Here is a 15,229-nt window from a genome sequence, read left to right on the forward strand (position 1 = left end):
CGGTGCCCGAAGGCGGCAAATAATTTAAAGAAAGAAATCCAGACGGAAATAGATCGGCGCTTCACGTTCCGTGATCGCAGCCGGTCGTTCCAAAGAGTGGGCGAAGGTCACCGTGGCGGCGACGTTCTGGCCGCGGGCAAACAGCTCAACCGAGTTGCTGCTCATGCGCCCATGTTGCTCGGCGTTGTAGCGGTCGCGGCTGATCACGCCCTGGTCGTAACCGAGGCTGGTGCCGTACTCGCCGAACACCGGCTGCAGCCAGGCCCAGGTCACCGGGCGGCTCCAGCGCAAATCGTTGCGCCAGTAGCCGCCGCTGTCGCCGGAGAGCATCTGGTCTTTGTAGCCGCGAATCGACGACTGCCCGCCGAGGCTCATGCGCTGCGGGCTGAACAGCACGTCTTCGCTGTGCTGGCCGGTCATCAAGCTGCTGAAACTCAGCGACTCGCCCCACAACTTGAACGGGTACAAGTAGCTGACCGTGGCGGTGTATTTGCGGTAACGCGCATCGGCCTGGCCAGGCTTGGGGTCGTGATTGGCCTGGGCGTCGAACGCGCCGATGCCGTCTTGCATGCCCAGGTCGATGTTGAGGAATGAGCTGCCAATCCTGCGGCCATGGTTGATGCCGAACTGGGCTTCACTGAGGCGGTTGCTGCTCAGCGCCAGCTTGCTGTCTTCGATGAAGTTGTTGGTGCGCAGGTAGGCCACGCCGGTGCTCAGCGAGGTTTTGCTCAGCGCATCGCGATGGATCACGCGCTCCAGACGCAGCTGGTGGTTCTGGCTGTCGCCGGTCTGCTTGAACTTGAAATTATTCGCCTGGGCCTGGGAGCGGTACTCACTTTCACTGTAGGTGTAGGTGAGGTTCCACCAGCCAAACGGCAGGCTGTAATTGAGCATCGAATTGCGTGAAGTTTTCTGGTGATCGCTGATCGCATCGTGGCCGCCGCGCAGCGACAGTTGATCGGCCAAACCCAGCGGATTATCCCAATCCAGGCTCGCGCCCCACTGCTGCTCGCCGGTGCTGCGCTGGCCGCCGTTGTGGCGCGACAGCCCGACGCGCCAAGGTTTCTGCGGGGTGTTTTTGACCAGCACATCGCTGCCGCCGACGGCCTTGCCCGGCGCCAATTCCATCTGCGCCTGGTTCGAGGGCAGGCGGTTGAGTTGGTCGACCATCTGCTCGATTTCGCGCAGGTTAAGCAACTCGCCTGATTTGCCCGGAAAGCTCATCGCCAGTTGGCGATCGGTGATGCCGCTGCCCTCGGCGCCTTTCAGGTTTTCGAGTTTGCCTTCGACCACTTGGATCTTGAGGTTGCCGCTGGAAAGGTCTTGCTGTGGCAGATATGCGCGGCTGGTCACCAGGCCTTTGGCGAGGTAACGGTCGGTGATCACCTTGAGCACCGCGTTGAGTTGCGGCACGCCCAGGCATTCGCCGATGTAGGGTTTGATCAGTTCGGCGCGCTCGCCTGCGGAAAGGCTGTCGGCGCCGGCGAGGTCGATGGTCTTGATCGGGAAGCAACGGGTGTCGACCGGGGTGGTCGGCGTTGCGGCGTCGGCGGATTTACCCGGCAGCTCCTTGAGGTCTTCAAGGCGCTTTTGCTGCTCTTCGAGCAGGCGGTCCTGGCGGTCACGGATCAGGTCGGTGATGCCGGGGGTGTTCTGCGGGGGTGCGGCATGCGCAAGCCCGGCAGTCAATAAACAAACAATAGCGGACAACAGGCCGAGCCCCGTCCGGCGTTCCAAGCGCCACATGTCTAGATCCCTCTATATGGCCCTGAGCCACTATTTGGCGGCGATGATAGGGTGGCGAAATGATGGCGTCAATTAAATGTATAAGGTTTGTGTCAGCGTTGATGCAATTGACACAGGCCATTATCGGCGATGGGTCAACGGGTTTTGATTTTCCTAACCTCTGCCTTCAAAAAGCATAATTTCGCGGTTTCCACTGCGTGAGCACACTGAGGCTGTCGATGCTTGCGCGTCGCCCCAACCGACCCAGGTCGTTCACTTTTAGGAAACGCACATGTCAGTGGAAACCATCAACACCCTGGTAGTGGGCGCAGGCCAGGCCGGCGTCGCCATGAGCGAGCACCTTTCCCTGATGGGCGTGCCGCACGTGGTGCTGGAGCGCAGCCGCATCGCCGAACGCTGGCGCTCGGAGCGCTGGGACTCGCTGGTGGCCAACGGCCCGGCCTGGCACGACCGCTTTCCCGGGTTGAAATTCGAGGGCATTTCCCCCGAAGCCTTCCCGCCAAAAGAGCGCATGGCCGACTACTTCGAAGCCTACGTCGAGAAGTTGCAGGCCCCCGTGCGCACCGGCGTTGAAGTCCAACAAGTGGAGCGCCACGTAGGCCGCCCCGGCTTCAAAGTCACCACCTCAGCCGGCATTATCGAAGCCGCTAACGTGGTGGCCGCCACCGGCCCGTTTCAACGCCCTTCGATTCCCAGCATCGTCCCGGCGACCGCGCAGGTGCACCAACTGCACTCGTCCGCCTACAAAAACCCTGCGCAACTGCCCGAAGGTGCCGTGCTGGTGGTAGGCGCCGGCGCCTCCGGCTCGCAAATCGCCGAAGAACTGCAAAAGGCCGGCAAAACCGTGTACCTCTCCGTGGGCGAACACTACCGCCCGCCCCGCGCCTACCGCAGCCGTGACTACTGCTGGTGGCTAGGCGCCCTGGGCTTGTGGGACGAAGTCAAAATACAGCCGAAGAAAAAGCACGTGGTCTTTGCCGTCAGTGGCTATGAAGGCGGTAAGACCGTGGACTTCCGCCGCCTCGCCCACCAAGGCATTCACCTGGTCGGCGTCACGCGCGATTGGCACGACGGCGTGATGACCTTCGAACCCGGCCTGGCCGACAACGTGGCCGAAGGTGACCGCGCCTACTTTGATGTGTTGCGCGACGCCGACGCCTACATCGAGGCCAATGGTTTGCCGTTCCCACTGGAGCCCGAAGCCTGGGAATTGCTGCCCGACCCGCAGTGCCTGGTTAGCCCGACGCTCAGCCTGGACCTGGCCGAGGCTGGTGTGACCACCATCCTCTGGGCGACGGGTTTCAAGTTCGATTTCAGCTGGTTGAAAGTCGATGCGTTTGACGAAAAAGGCGAGCCGTTCCACAAGCGCGGCATCTCGGCGCAGAGCGGGATTTACTTCCTCGGCCTGCCGAATCTGGTGAACCGCGCGTCGTCGTTTATCTACGGGGTTTGGCACGATGCGAAGTACGTGGCGGATCATATTGTCTTGCAGAATGAGTACATGTCCTACACCAAACCCTGAAACAGCAAAGTCCTAGGCGACAGCGCCTTGCTCCGTTGCCTACGCTTGCGTCAGAATCCGCCGGCTTGTGCGCTTGAGTGGGCGTCTCTAAGGTTGCTCGGTCGCTGAATATTCAGTGATCGGGTTTAGTAGCCCGAGCGATAACATAAAGTGCATAAGCCTCATCTGTCAGATGTTCTTGTCTGTGCTTGATGGTGGCTGTGTGCAGGGCGTCCTCGGGCGCGCCGGCTTTGTGTGTTTCCCCGGTCTACTAACCTGCCCACAGCTGCCACCCCATCGTTTAGTAGCGAAGAGGTGTTGGCCCTGATCAGGTACAACACACATGTTTAAAGTCACACCCAACCCTCCGAACGAGCCGGACCTGAAACTTAACCAGGCTGCGCATCGCGCGATTGATCGCTATCTCAATCCAGAAACTGACCCACCCGCACCACCAGGCTTGTTCAGCGTCGCCGCCGACGCCAGCAACGAAACACTGATCACCAACAGCTACGAAACCTTTTCTGCGGTGAGCGCCTTGCTGCTTGACCTGTCGGAAGACCTGACCGGTAAACAGCGCGATGTGGCGCTGGCGATTCACCAGTTGAGTGAGTTGGGGGTTTTGTTGATGGATAGGCTGATGGAGCGGGAGGCCAAGCTGCCAGCGGTATTACCCGTTTAAAAAAAGGGCGCCAGGCCACCGCTAAAACAGTGGCCTGCCGCCTATTTGCCTAACTCAAACGAATACACGGCAACCGATACCTCACCTCCACCAACTGCACGCCGCCCCGCTCAAGCGTGCGCTCACTGCCCACATCCTCAACGCAGCCTGCCCGGCGATAAAATCGGATCGCGCGTTCATTACGGGCCAAAACCCACAGCGTCAGCTGTTGAAACCCTTGCTCAGCCAAATGCTGTAAGCCGGCGTTCCACAACCCCAGCCCGACGCCCGTGTGCCAGTGCTCGGCGACAACGTAGATGGCCGTGACCTCACCCACGTTTCCCGCTGGGGCATCTTCATCACGGCTGGCGCCGACGGACACCCAACCGACCACCTGCTTGTTCACCTGCGCCACCCACACGTTAGATTCGCCCGATTCAATCGAGGCCATCCAAAATGACTCGCGCCTGGCCAGCGTCGAACTCAACGCACCCAAGTAGTCGGCGGGCATCAGGTCGCGATAGGCATCCTGCCAACTTCTGATGTGCACCTGGGCAATCGCCCTGGCGTCTGCGGGTGAGGCCTGACGAATCATCGAAGCGTTCCTTGTTCGGATATCAAGTGGTTAGCGTAAACCGGCCTCGATTACGATTTTGCGATGCACCGCTTCTTGTGCCATTCATTCGCACGCGTCCTGCGCCTACAATGGCGACTTTTCTGACAACAAGGATGTAGGAAGTCATGATAAAACGCCGACTTTCCCTGGCCCTCAGCCTGCTATGGCGCACGTACGTTGTATTTTTCCTCTACTCCATCGCCTTCATGCTGGTGATCGGGCTGCCGTTCGGCCGGTTGGTGCTAGCCAACAGAAACGTCATTTTGTACACGCCAGCCGTCGCACTGTTGGTGTTTGCGCTGCTGCTCGCGATCCTGGAGATGGGGTGGCGCATCAATTTGCTGCGCGCCATATTCGGTGCTCGGTTGAAGCGCTCGCCCGCGCAATGGCGAACTTCCGTGCTGCACCTGTCTGCGTTGATGGCAGCCTTGGCCGCCGTCAACGCACTGATTGCTTTTTCAGGGTCGGCGGATGCCTGGATGTACTACAGAACCTACCCCGGCCCGCTGCTGTTTTTCGTAGGCGTCTTCGCTATCGGCTGGGCCCAAGCGACCTCGGGCGTGGAAGAAACGAGTACAGAACTGGTAGAACATTGATGGGCGATAGGCTTTTTGCGTGATGGCCAAAGCAAAATAGGGGGGCAGATCACATCCGAAACAAGGATGGCCTGCCCGCTACTTTCCTACAGTGAGGCCTAAGCCCTTTATGAATCTGGACCGTGCAAGGCAGTTGATTCATGGACAGATCAATCGAGACGACCCGATTGGAAGTCTCATCCATGTGCTGGAAGCCGCTATTGAGCTGATTTCACTCCCAGGCAATGACTTCTGCTGGTCCAGCTGGGAAGACGAGGATCAGGCGAAGGCCGAGTTGCTGGGGTTGGTCAGCGTGCTCAGATCGGGTGGTTTGCCCAAAAAGTTGGACGTCTCTGTTCTATTCGCAGTAACCGGACCACTCCAGGAACTCAGTCTCAGCAGTGGTTGGGCGGACACTTTTCTTAAAGTGGCGGACAAATATGACGAAGTTGAAGCGTTATTGTGGTGAAGAAAAATAGACGCCAAAGCACAGCGGAAAAATCAGCAGCTACGTCTACCGCCCTCAACTAACTGGCTCAAACCGCCGCCGCTTCACGAACAACCCCACCCCCAGCGCAACCGCAAAGATCGACAGCAGCCCCAGGTCAAACCCGAACACGTGGGCCTGGCTCGCAGCAATGCAACCTACGGCGCCACCCGCGACCAACAACACCCCCAGCCACTTGCGCAGCGGGTATGACCTAAGAAACCGATCCAACAGAAAGAACAGCACCAGGGCGATGACCAGCTGGGTAATTTCGGACATGTGCGTCTCCCGTCAGGTCTTGATGATCAGTGTTGAAGCCGTGCGTTGCGGGCCAATGCCGCCGCTGACCTGTGCCTCGATGCTGACCAGTATGTCGCCCGCATGATAGGTGGGCAGGATGGAATTGGCATACATGCGCACACCGGCGCCGACGGGAGCGCCCACGTAAGGGGACGCTACATAGGAGGTCGCGGAAGCGAAAGCCGTGGCGGCCAGGTTAGCGACCTGGGTGCGCTGGGCATTGAGGACATCGCCCTGCTGCCGGGTCAGTGGTTTGGAGATGCCGATCATCATCGTGCACGGCCGGCCCTTGGCCAACATCTTGTCGTACACCTCGACGACCTTGCTGTTGACCTCATAGTGGGCGCTTTTCGCCTCGCCAAAATGCAGCTCACGCAGGCGGCCGCGTTCGCTGTCGGTAAGGGTGATCTGCGATACGTTGAAAACGATCCCGTGATTGCCTATGTATTGGAAAGTCCCTTCGAACTTCATTGCACGCATCCTTTCGAGCCAAAGACGGCGATTCTCTAGAAGGAATGCATGGGATTCAAATCTTTTCATCCTGCCGGTGAGGTAGGTTGACCGCCGTAAGGTGCTGACGGACATAATAATTGTCGAACTCACTGCTTTCGACGAGCTGGAAACCATGGCGGATATAAAACCGATTCGAGGCGCTTTGTTTGAGAGCCCCCACTTTGATCGGCAGTGCAGCCGCGTCGGCCTCCTTGAAAATATGAGTGAGCACCGCAGCGCCGATACCTGCCCCTTGCGCACTCGGCCTCACGTATAAGTGATCGAGTACAAGTTCATTGGGGTGGCGCTTGACCACGACAAAGCCAACCCTGTCTCCAGCGACTTCAATATAGCGGGTGCTGTGGGCTTCAAAACCGCTGACAAACCGCTCGCGCGCGCGCACCGGATCAAATCGACCGACACGCTCCAAACTGTCGCGCATCGCCTCGATTCGAATGGCAACCAGATCGTCCACGTCGCTGGGTAGAGCGAGGACTAACCTGACCGGGGCGTTTTGATTGGGCGTGATGGGCATACTTTGCGCTCTACGTAGGCTCCGCCTGGGTGACAGGCGTTAAACCACGTTTGTACGGTTTCCCGGAACGTGGTCTACCTTATGTTTTCTCTGGCACTGCTGCCCCTCAAGCGCGCTTGGGCAACTTCCAGTTCGGCCGGATGAAGTGGCAGGTATAGCCATTGGGGATGCGCTCCAGATAATCCTGATGCTCCGGCTCGGCTTCCCAAAACGGTCCTGCCGGTTCTATTTCAGTGACCACACGGCCTGGCCACAACTTCGAGGCATCTACGTCTGCAGCGGTGTCTTCGGCCACGTCGCGTTGCTCTTCGCTCAGGTAATAAATCGCCGAGCGGTAGCTTGGCCCAAGGTCATTGCCTTGGCGGTTAGGTGTGCTGGGGTCGTGGATCTGGAAAAAGAACTCGAGGATCTGCCGGTAGGTAATCACCGCCGGATCAAACACGATTTCAATCGCCTCAGCATGATTGCCGTGGTTGCGGTAGGTGGCATTCGGCACGTCGCCGCCGGTGTAGCCGACGCGCGTGCGCAGCACGCCGGGGTAGCGCCGCAACAGGTCCTGCATGCCCCAGAAGCAGCCGCCAGCGAGGATCGCGGTTTCGGTTTGGTTGGTCATGGTCTGCCCTTGTGCTGAATGAGTACCGGGATAGTTATGGGGCTGTGTTGGCCAATAGCAAGGTTAATGGCCTGACCGGCTGCGAGCTACTCTAAAGCCAAGAGCTTTCTAACCTCGGCGATGATCAAATCGATATTGAATGGCTTGGCCAATACCGCATCAAACAAATCTGATCGCTGCATACCGATATGTGCCTGAGCACCGCTCATCAAGATAATCGGCAAATGTTTGGCGCAAGGGAGGGCTCGCACGGCGGTTGCGAATTCCAGGCCGTCCATGACCGGCATCATAAAGTCGGTAATGATCAACGCTGGCTGTTCTCTATTGAGAACTTCGAGTCCTTTTCGACCATTGCTGGCTGTCACCACCATGAACCCCTCATCCTCCAGCGCGAAGCAGAGAATATCAGCGATCAAATACTCGTCGTCGACGACCAGGATGGTGGTCATGTTAATTCAACCTAATCAAACGCTTAAGAAATTGAACCGCGCGATGAATCAGTGGTGGCTGAGGGTTCATGTCTTGAAGCCTTTTTCAGGAAAACATCATGTTCACGAATGACGACCTCAAATCGAGAGGGATCGTAGGAGCTGTCTCTTACTTTAAGAATGGATAGCGTCCTGCTTAGTTCAGAGTGATTCTCAGAGAACCGCATCAGCATCAGGTTATCGACGATGCTGGACAGGTCAGAGTTGGGTGCACTGACCTCGGAGCCAAACAGATCGCGCATTTCCCAGGACGCAAATACCGTAACGCCCCTGGATCGCAGCTCGTTCATCAGCGCACTGAAGAAGTCAGTAATTCGCGCCGGATTTGTCGAGACGCGTGTCATACCGCTAAGGCTGTCGATGAACAGGCGCTTAATGCCCTTTTCTTCAACGATACTCAGCAGTCGTGCGCCCAGACCATCGAGCAGGCCTTCAGTCGTCGGCTGCCAGGCAATGCTCAAAGCACCGCTGTCTTCCATACCTTTGATATCGATACCCAGTGACTGGCCCTTGAGCCGCAACCGTTGTGGACTCTCGTAAAAGCCAAAATGCAGTCCCGGTGCATCCACCGTCGACTCGGCCAGAAATTTGAGACCCAGAGTGGTTTTACCAATCCCGGAGGGGCCAATAACCAGAGACACACTGGAACTGTAAAGGCCCCCGCCCAATATGCCGTCCAGTGAGTCAATGCCACTGGCAATGCGCGTCATGTCGGCGCTGTCTGGAGAGGACGGGTGGCTGTAAAGACTTTCGAGTCGAGGGTAAACCACTAATCCGTTGTCGTTGATCTCACACTCATGCAGGCCCGTCATTGCCCCACTGCCGCGGGTTTTACGCAGTTGAATACGACGCACCGAGCGAGTGCCATACAGCTCCTCACCCATTTCAATCACGCCATCTACCATCGTGTGTTCGGGGCTGCCGTCATCGAGTCGGGAACTGGTGAGAAACAGGACGGTGCAGCCCGCGAAAGCAGCGTGCCCTTGCAGCTCTGAAATGAATTTCTTGGTGTCGATGTGCGAATCGGCTTTTGAACGCGCATTGAGCAAGCCGTCTACCACCATCACCGTCGCTTTCTGGCGGCTTATCTCGCGCCGAAGCAGCTTGACTACCTCACCCAGACCGTCGTTCTCCAGGGTGTCAAAAGCACTGACAAATTGAATGTCGGCGCCGACTTTGGAAGCGTCGAAAAAGCTCAGAGTAGAAAGAAACTGAAAAAGACGGTCATGCGACTCGGCCAGCAGCGTGGCGACCAGAACCCGGCCTCCATTGTTCGCATGATGGAACCCAAGTTGGTTGGCGAGGATCGTTTTTCCAGACCCCGGGCGTCCTTGGATGATGTATGAGGCGCCTGCGACCAGCCCTCCCTTGAGCAGAGCGTCGAGCCCTTCGATTCCACTTTCGAGGCGTTTTAGCTTTTCCACGATGCGACCCTGATCTGAAAAAACAGGCTGTTTAAGCCGATTGAGGCGGAATGCTAACGCCATTTTCGCTTCGGGGCCATTCTCGCCTGAAGCATGGCTGTCTAATGGAGTTAGATGCGCCACTTCAGCCGCGTTTAACTGGGTTCATCCCTCTAAAGTCGGGGGGAAATCAACCTTGCTAGCAGATGACCGTCTAAACTTGCAGTGATTCAATTGCAGTTACCAATCTTGAGCGTTGGCTTACGATATGGAGGGTGGAAACTTTGGTGGGAGCTGATTCTTGAAAGTAGGGAATACGCCCAAGGGACCGCTTATGGCCGTTAGCGGGCCGTTAAGCCCTGCCCATTTCTTCGTACCAGCCATCTACCAGCTCGTTTTGCTCGCCCCAGACCAAACTTGCTACCTCTTGCATGATTTCAGCTAGCGACTCGACGTCTACACCAACAGCTTCCAGGCAAGCCCATCGGCCTCTCGACCAATCGAGAATGCTGCACTGAGGATATCTTTCAAACAGCGGCTCCAGAACTCGCTGCGGATCCGCGTTAGCGCCGTACATAAAGTTAAAATACGGCGCCTCCGAATCCTGAAATGGGTAAAGCATCATCCAGTTACTACCAGAGCCGGGATAGCGCAGCGTGACGTAACGGTACGTCCATTCAGCCCCCCCGTGCTTGATGCTGCGAAGCACGTCCAGGAGCGGTTGGTTTTCGCAGAAACGAATACACGCGACTATTGAGGCAAACTCCAGAGCCCAGCCGGACGCGGCTGAATGCACACTGCCTTCATCTCCGTTCATGATGATCAACCATGTGGACTCGCCTTACGTGATGTGATGAGAGCTTGGCATCTGTCTGCAAATTCTGGGGTGGCACCCGCGATCTTCGACAGTACTTGATACATCTCATGGGCATCTGAAAAAGGATATACATCCAGGCTCAGGGCAATCTTAATCTTACGCGTATCCTGCCTTTCCCTGAGCCACGTCTCGACCTCACGCGTCAGGGCCGAACCGTTGTCGTCTGTTTGCCAAGCCAGCAAATTAAACAGGTCAGCAACTAGCTCTTCGGGCATCGTTCGGGGTATTTCCGAGAATAGTCGATTGGCCAGGTCGAGTTCGCCAAATAAGCTGACAACATCATGCACAGCTTCAAACGCCAAGTCGTATTCGGCGGCGTTGCGCTCAATCGCGATGATATCTAGCGCTTGTTTTAGCGATGGGTGCATTCGGACATTCCATGGTTCTGCGAACTTAATTTGATCATCGAATATAGGCTTCAACATCTGGCCCTACCCATCGTCTGAGGTGTGCCACGTATTGCAGCGGTCTTCACTTTGAATCGCCTCTGGATTCGTGGACACCTTCGAGCCAAAGCTTCTGGCCGTTTTCTGCCTATCACGACCGACCGAAATCGACCCAAAGCTGGCATTTGACAGAAAGTATGCGATAACTAATTTTTCACTGTGGCTTCAATTCTGACCATAAACAGCTGCGCCCAATACAGGCCATTAACGTTCCGTAGTCTTCAAAATCACAGACATTCACTTCGGCCTGGCTCGTCCACGTTGCTTCGCATTCTTCGCACACCCATAGCAAAATCTTTGTAGAGCGAACTCGCATTGCTCGAACGTAACCTTGGCCGCACCTTCGGCACTCAATCAGCATGCAAATAATCTCTGACAGGACTTCGGCGTAGTCTAATCCTATTGGCCGCTTTTGACCGCAAGCTGACTCTGTGAGAGCTTCTTGAGCTGCACGATGTGTGTCGCTTGAGCGTCTTCAGTTCGTGTGAAGCCGCAGCGCAGGTAAAAAGTGCTTCCCTCAGAGGTATCGGTGTAAAGACGCACACTTTCAAAGTACAAAGCGGCGTGGGCAAGCAAGGCGCTAACCAGTTGCCTGCCAATCTGTTGCCCCCGTGACGTAGGAACCACGTAAACACGCCGCAGCCTTCCTGTACGGGCATGCGTGAACGGATCAATAGAAAGACCGCCAATGCCTACCAGTTTGCGGTCCAGATACACTGCCATTAGGCACTCGCCTGGCGCATCGAAGCGATTGGTGCCCGAATGCCATTCCGAAGTCAGCCGGGTGATGAACCTAAAGCCTTCTGCCACTGCTTCTTTCTCAAGGGCGGAAATTTGTGACGGCAGGTGCGTGACCTGATGAATCTGCATTTAGGGTCAATCCTCCCTGATGGGGTACGAAACCCTTCTAAGCTGCCAAGGGATCTTCATGTATTGACTGTGGGCACGCAGGTGGCAGGTTTCGACACATAACGGTCATTAAATTGAGGTAACGAAGCGCGTTTCGAGGCCTACGCTTACTGGCGGTTGCGCATTAATCAATACGACGGCGTCGTCGCCCTGGTTAAGGTAGATCAATGAGTCACCGGTCTCGAACGCAACTCTGAATCCGGCCAGCCAAGGCTCTTGCCCGTTGAAAGAGTCAAGAATTCCCTCAACTGCGCAAATTTTTGTATTCTCGAGGTGGGTTGCTGATAAACCTGCAAGTAGGTTTTCCCTCTTCCAGGAGCAGGTCCCGTTCGGCTCTATCTCGAAGGAAGCCGGCGTATCAGAAGGCAACAAGTCCGCGCCTACTCTCTCGCCATCACTCAAGAGATACATGGATAGAACTTCTCGCTCGCCAAAACGCCACTCTAGAGAACCTATGTCTCCCAGATCTTTTTCGTCGTTGAAATAGTACTGATCGTGCAGCAGCACGCTCAGCCGCTTTCCCAAAAGCGACCGTGCGTTTTGCAAGTCTAGGGCGGCTCTTGTGGGGGATGGGGAGTGTCGGCTATACATCGGGCACCTCTTATAGGTGGGAAGAGAGGCGGATACTACACAAACGCCATTACGTCCACTTTTGGCCGTTAGCGATCACCCTGCATGCCTACAAAGCCAGGTGTGACTCAGGTGTCGCCGACAACAAAAAACTGTACGCACGATAGTCACATCCGCCCCGTGGAACTTCCCCAAAAAATGATGTCAATTTGATTGCTCGCCACAGCGACAAAATCGTCTTGGATCTGTCAGCGTCAGGCTGTTTCCTGACACCCCATGGAGAGAGTGATGAGAGCCATTATTGCGCTGTTATTGATGTTGAGTACCTACGCTCATGCGGGTTGCGGCAACATTACTGATAGCGATCAACGCGCTTATTGCAACGCCACGACTAACGGCCAAAGCTGCGGCAATATCAGTGACGGCGACCTTCGGGCCAGTTGCTATGCGCAAATGAACGGTCAAAGCTGCGGCAACATCAGCGACAACGATCAACGCGCTTATTGCAACGCCAAAATCAATGGCCAAAGCTGCGGCAATATCCAGGGCAGTACCCTTCGGGCCACGTGCCTGGCGGAAATGAACGGCCAAAGCTGCGGCAACATCAGTGACAACGATCAACGCGCTTACTGCAATGCCAAAATCAACGGCCAAAGCTGCGGCAACATTCAAGACAGCAACTTACGTAATGAGTGTGATGCCCTGAAGCGTTGATCTACGCAGTACGCGGGCTCCGCCGCTCATACGTCAGCACCTGCGTCGTACAGTGCGCTGGCTCCGCTTAAATGCTTACCAACGTCACCCTGTCAGGCTCCAATCGGCCGCTGGCAACGCGCGCGGATCACCAGAAAGCACTTTAATCATTTGCCGCACTCGGCCGGGGCTGGCAAGGAGTATCGACCCGCAGTGACTTGCCTGCTCCCGAATCAGAACACCACCGACCGCTGACAGGCCGACGTCGCCACGACTTTCCCGCGCTTGAGCACCATCAACCGCGTCGGCAAATCGAGAATCACATCACTGACTGCGCGCGTGTCCAACAACACCAGATCAGCCGCCTTGCCCACTGCCAACCCATAATCCTTCAGCCCCAGCGCTTGCGCCGGGCGGGTGGTGAGCATCGACAGCACCGTGGCCTGGTCATCCGCCCCGCCCAGGTGGCAGGCTGGAATTGCCAGTTGCGCTATGTTGAGCAAATCGCCGGTGCCAAATGGGGTAAACGCGTTGCGGATGTTGTTGGTGGCCAGGCACACATTCACGCCGCCATCACGCAGTGCCCGCACGGGTGTCAGGCTGCGGCGCACGTTGTGGCTGTCGCCGCGCGCACCGAGGTGCAAGTCGGTGGCGGGCAAGCACATGACGCTGATACCGGCCGCGCGGATCAGGTCAATGATCTCGCGCTGTTGGTGCGGCGGCACGGCGCCCAGGCTGGTCAGGTGGCCGACACACACGCGCCCTTGATAGCCTTCCTGGTGGGTCTTGCGTGCGAGGTATTCAATGCTCATGTGTTCAGCGTGGTCGGCAAAGTCCTGGTGCAGGTCGATGTCCTTGTCGTAGCGCTTGGCCAGGTCGAACACAAAGTCGATGTGTTCATGCGCCGACTCATCGTTGTAGGGAATACCGCCGACAACATCGGCGCCCTTTTCCATGGCCTCGACCATCATGTCCCGCATGCCCGGTAGCTTGAGAATGCCTTCCTGTGGGAAGGCGACCACTTGAATATCGATGACGTCGCGAAACGTTTCCCGCAGTTCCAGCACCGCATCAAACCCGGTGAAGCCTTGTATCGGGTCGAACTCGGCATGGGCGCGCACATGGGTCGTGCCTGATTGCACCAGCGCGCGCAGTACTTGGGTGGAACGCTCGAGGATGTCGTCGCGGGTCAAGGTGGGTTTGAGTTCGGCGGTCACCGCTATCGCCTCTTTCAAGGTGCCGGAGCGGTTGGCCTTGCGGTTCATGACATGGGCCTTTTCCAGGTGCAGGTGGCCTTCGACAAAGCCCGGAATCAGCACGTTGCCGTGGCCCTGGATTTCCCGCTGCGCGAGCGCTGAAATGTTCGGTGCGACCCCGATGATGTTGCCCTCGTGCACCGCCACATCCATCAGCGGCTGTGCGTCGTCGATGCGTACGTTGCGAAAGATTAAATCCATGACTATGGCCCTCTACGTTGCTGCCCTTAGGCGCACCGGGCGCAACGGTATAAAAACAGACAATGGGTGCCTCAACCGTTGGAGCAGCCGTTACCCATCACGTGGTATTCAAGAATGTGTCGCTGGCCCTTGGAATCTTCGTAGGTCATTCGCACAGGCACCACGGCGCAGACGTCCGCGACTTCGCTGGTGGAAATGACGTGGGCGATGTCAAGGTGCTGGGCATAGCTGTAGTGCTCGACTGGCAGTGGCTCGTCGGCCATCGCCACCGCGCAAAAAGCGCCGAATATCAGTACAAGTAACGCTCTCATGATCAGATGACCTCTTTCAAAATGCGAGGAAAGTGGAACCCGGCAGCTGTGCAGCGCCGGGCCCACGGGTCGCGTGATCAGAACGGTTTGGTCGGCAGGTACTTGCCATCCAGGGTGATCACTGCGCGGGAGCCGCCGTCCGGGTCCTCAACCTTCTTCACGTCCAGCTTGAAGTTGATCGCGCTGATGATGCCTTCGCCGAACTTCTCGTGAACCAGCGCCTTGAGCGTGGTGCCGTAGACCTGGATCATTTCGTAGAAGCGGTAGATGGTCGGGTCGGTCGGGATGCCGTTGCCGATGCTGCCGCGCACCGGGATGCTTTGCAGCAGGAGCACGGCGTCCTCGTCGAGGCCCAGGGTGTCGGCAACAACTTGGGCGGCGTCGGCCGGCAGTGGGTGCTGGCCGAGCAAGGCGGCGGTGACGAAGGCTTCGTGCAGGCCGGTGCCTTCGGCGATCTGGGCGAACGACAGGTCTTTGCGGGCCTTGGCCAGGAGGATGACGTCGGTCAAGGCAAGGCGAGTGTTCTGGCTGATTTGTGACTGGATCATG

The 15,229-nt window shown here is 57.1% G+C and carries 20 protein-coding genes; 4 read left to right on the forward strand and 16 right to left on the reverse strand.

Going from position 1 to position 15,229, the window contains the following annotated elements:
* Positions 1 to 24: 24 nt before the first annotated feature.
* Positions 25 to 1,746: a ShlB/FhaC/HecB family hemolysin secretion/activation protein gene (locus PspR76_RS20855; protein WP_159958338.1), complete on the reverse strand. Its 1,722-nt coding sequence runs from the start codon at positions 1,744 to 1,746 to the stop codon at positions 25 to 27.
* A gap of 271 nt (positions 1,747 to 2,017) precedes the next feature.
* Between PspR76_RS20855 and PspR76_RS20860 the strand changes: the two genes are divergently transcribed.
* Both PspR76_RS20860 and PspR76_RS20865 read left to right on the forward strand, forming a co-directional pair.
* The gene (locus tag PspR76_RS20860; protein WP_159958340.1) at positions 2,018 to 3,268 is read left to right on the forward strand and encodes a flavin-containing monooxygenase; all 1,251 of its coding nucleotides are present in this window, start codon (positions 2,018 to 2,020) and stop codon (positions 3,266 to 3,268) included.
* A 322-nt stretch (positions 3,269 to 3,590) separates the two neighbouring features.
* Positions 3,591 to 3,929, forward strand: a complete 339-nt coding sequence (locus PspR76_RS20865; RefSeq protein WP_159958342.1) for a DUF6124 family protein — start codon at positions 3,591 to 3,593, stop codon at positions 3,927 to 3,929.
* A gap of 49 nt (positions 3,930 to 3,978) precedes the next feature.
* Here PspR76_RS20865 and PspR76_RS20870 read toward each other — a convergent pair whose 3' ends face one another.
* Entirely contained in the window at positions 3,979 to 4,503 is a 525-nt protein-coding gene (locus PspR76_RS20870) for a GNAT family N-acetyltransferase (protein WP_159958344.1), read from the reverse strand.
* 146 nt (positions 4,504 to 4,649) lie between these two features.
* Between PspR76_RS20870 and PspR76_RS20875 the strand changes: the two genes are divergently transcribed.
* Positions 4,650 to 5,120, forward strand: a complete 471-nt coding sequence (locus tag PspR76_RS20875; RefSeq protein ID WP_159958346.1) for a septation protein IspZ — start codon at positions 4,650 to 4,652, stop codon at positions 5,118 to 5,120.
* A gap of 109 nt (positions 5,121 to 5,229) precedes the next feature.
* Complete coding sequence (locus PspR76_RS20880) at positions 5,230 to 5,568, forward strand: hypothetical protein (RefSeq protein WP_159958348.1); 339 nt, start codon at positions 5,230 to 5,232, stop codon at positions 5,566 to 5,568.
* A gap of 54 nt (positions 5,569 to 5,622) precedes the next feature.
* Here PspR76_RS20880 and PspR76_RS20885 read toward each other — a convergent pair whose 3' ends face one another.
* From PspR76_RS20885 to cynS, 14 genes are all read right to left on the reverse strand, one after another.
* The gene (locus tag PspR76_RS20885) at positions 5,623 to 5,865 is read right to left on the reverse strand and encodes a hypothetical protein (protein ID WP_159958350.1); all 243 of its coding nucleotides are present in this window, start codon (positions 5,863 to 5,865) and stop codon (positions 5,623 to 5,625) included.
* A 12-nt stretch (positions 5,866 to 5,877) separates the two neighbouring features.
* On the reverse strand, positions 5,878 to 6,357 hold the full coding sequence (locus PspR76_RS20890) for a hypothetical protein (protein WP_159958352.1): 480 nt from the start codon (positions 6,355 to 6,357) through the stop codon (positions 5,878 to 5,880).
* 55 nt (positions 6,358 to 6,412) lie between these two features.
* Entirely contained in the window at positions 6,413 to 6,913 is a 501-nt protein-coding gene (locus tag PspR76_RS20895) for a GNAT family N-acetyltransferase (RefSeq protein ID WP_159958354.1), read from the reverse strand.
* Between the two features lie 106 nt (positions 6,914 to 7,019).
* Entirely contained in the window at positions 7,020 to 7,526 is a 507-nt protein-coding gene (gene msrA, locus PspR76_RS20900) for a peptide-methionine (S)-S-oxide reductase MsrA (RefSeq protein WP_159958356.1), read from the reverse strand.
* A gap of 86 nt (positions 7,527 to 7,612) precedes the next feature.
* The gene (locus tag PspR76_RS20905; protein ID WP_159958357.1) at positions 7,613 to 7,975 is read right to left on the reverse strand and encodes a response regulator; all 363 of its coding nucleotides are present in this window, start codon (positions 7,973 to 7,975) and stop codon (positions 7,613 to 7,615) included.
* 23 nt (positions 7,976 to 7,998) lie between these two features.
* Positions 7,999 to 9,441 carry an ATPase domain-containing protein gene (locus PspR76_RS20910; protein ID WP_174245683.1) on the reverse strand — a complete coding sequence of 481 codons (1,443 nt, stop codon included), beginning with the start codon at positions 9,439 to 9,441 and terminating at the stop codon, positions 7,999 to 8,001.
* A gap of 328 nt (positions 9,442 to 9,769) precedes the next feature.
* Complete coding sequence (locus PspR76_RS20915; RefSeq protein WP_159958359.1) at positions 9,770 to 10,234, reverse strand: hypothetical protein; 465 nt, start codon at positions 10,232 to 10,234, stop codon at positions 9,770 to 9,772.
* Between the two features lie 5 nt (positions 10,235 to 10,239).
* Complete coding sequence (locus PspR76_RS20920; protein ID WP_159958361.1) at positions 10,240 to 10,662, reverse strand: hypothetical protein; 423 nt, start codon at positions 10,660 to 10,662, stop codon at positions 10,240 to 10,242.
* 477 nt (positions 10,663 to 11,139) lie between these two features.
* On the reverse strand, positions 11,140 to 11,610 hold the full coding sequence (locus tag PspR76_RS20925; RefSeq protein ID WP_159958363.1) for a GNAT family N-acetyltransferase: 471 nt from the start codon (positions 11,608 to 11,610) through the stop codon (positions 11,140 to 11,142).
* A 108-nt stretch (positions 11,611 to 11,718) separates the two neighbouring features.
* Positions 11,719 to 12,156: a hypothetical protein gene (locus tag PspR76_RS20930; RefSeq protein ID WP_237235685.1), complete on the reverse strand. Its 438-nt coding sequence runs from the start codon at positions 12,154 to 12,156 to the stop codon at positions 11,719 to 11,721.
* A gap of 372 nt (positions 12,157 to 12,528) precedes the next feature.
* A complete protein-coding gene (locus PspR76_RS31720; RefSeq protein ID WP_159958367.1) occupies positions 12,529 to 12,891 on the reverse strand; it encodes a hypothetical protein in 363 nt (120 codons plus the stop codon).
* A gap of 254 nt (positions 12,892 to 13,145) precedes the next feature.
* Complete coding sequence (locus tag PspR76_RS20940; RefSeq protein ID WP_159958369.1) at positions 13,146 to 14,369, reverse strand: amidohydrolase family protein; 1,224 nt, start codon at positions 14,367 to 14,369, stop codon at positions 13,146 to 13,148.
* A gap of 71 nt (positions 14,370 to 14,440) precedes the next feature.
* Positions 14,441 to 14,680: a DUF2790 domain-containing protein gene (locus tag PspR76_RS20945; RefSeq protein WP_159958371.1), complete on the reverse strand. Its 240-nt coding sequence runs from the start codon at positions 14,678 to 14,680 to the stop codon at positions 14,441 to 14,443.
* Between the two features lie 77 nt (positions 14,681 to 14,757).
* The gene (gene cynS, locus PspR76_RS20950; protein WP_159958373.1) at positions 14,758 to 15,228 is read right to left on the reverse strand and encodes a cyanase; all 471 of its coding nucleotides are present in this window, start codon (positions 15,226 to 15,228) and stop codon (positions 14,758 to 14,760) included.
* Position 15,229 lies beyond the last annotated feature (1 nt).

Origin of the sequence: Pseudomonas sp. R76, from assembly GCF_009834565.1 — a bacterium.
Lineage (GTDB): Bacteria > Pseudomonadota > Gammaproteobacteria > Pseudomonadales > Pseudomonadaceae > Aquipseudomonas.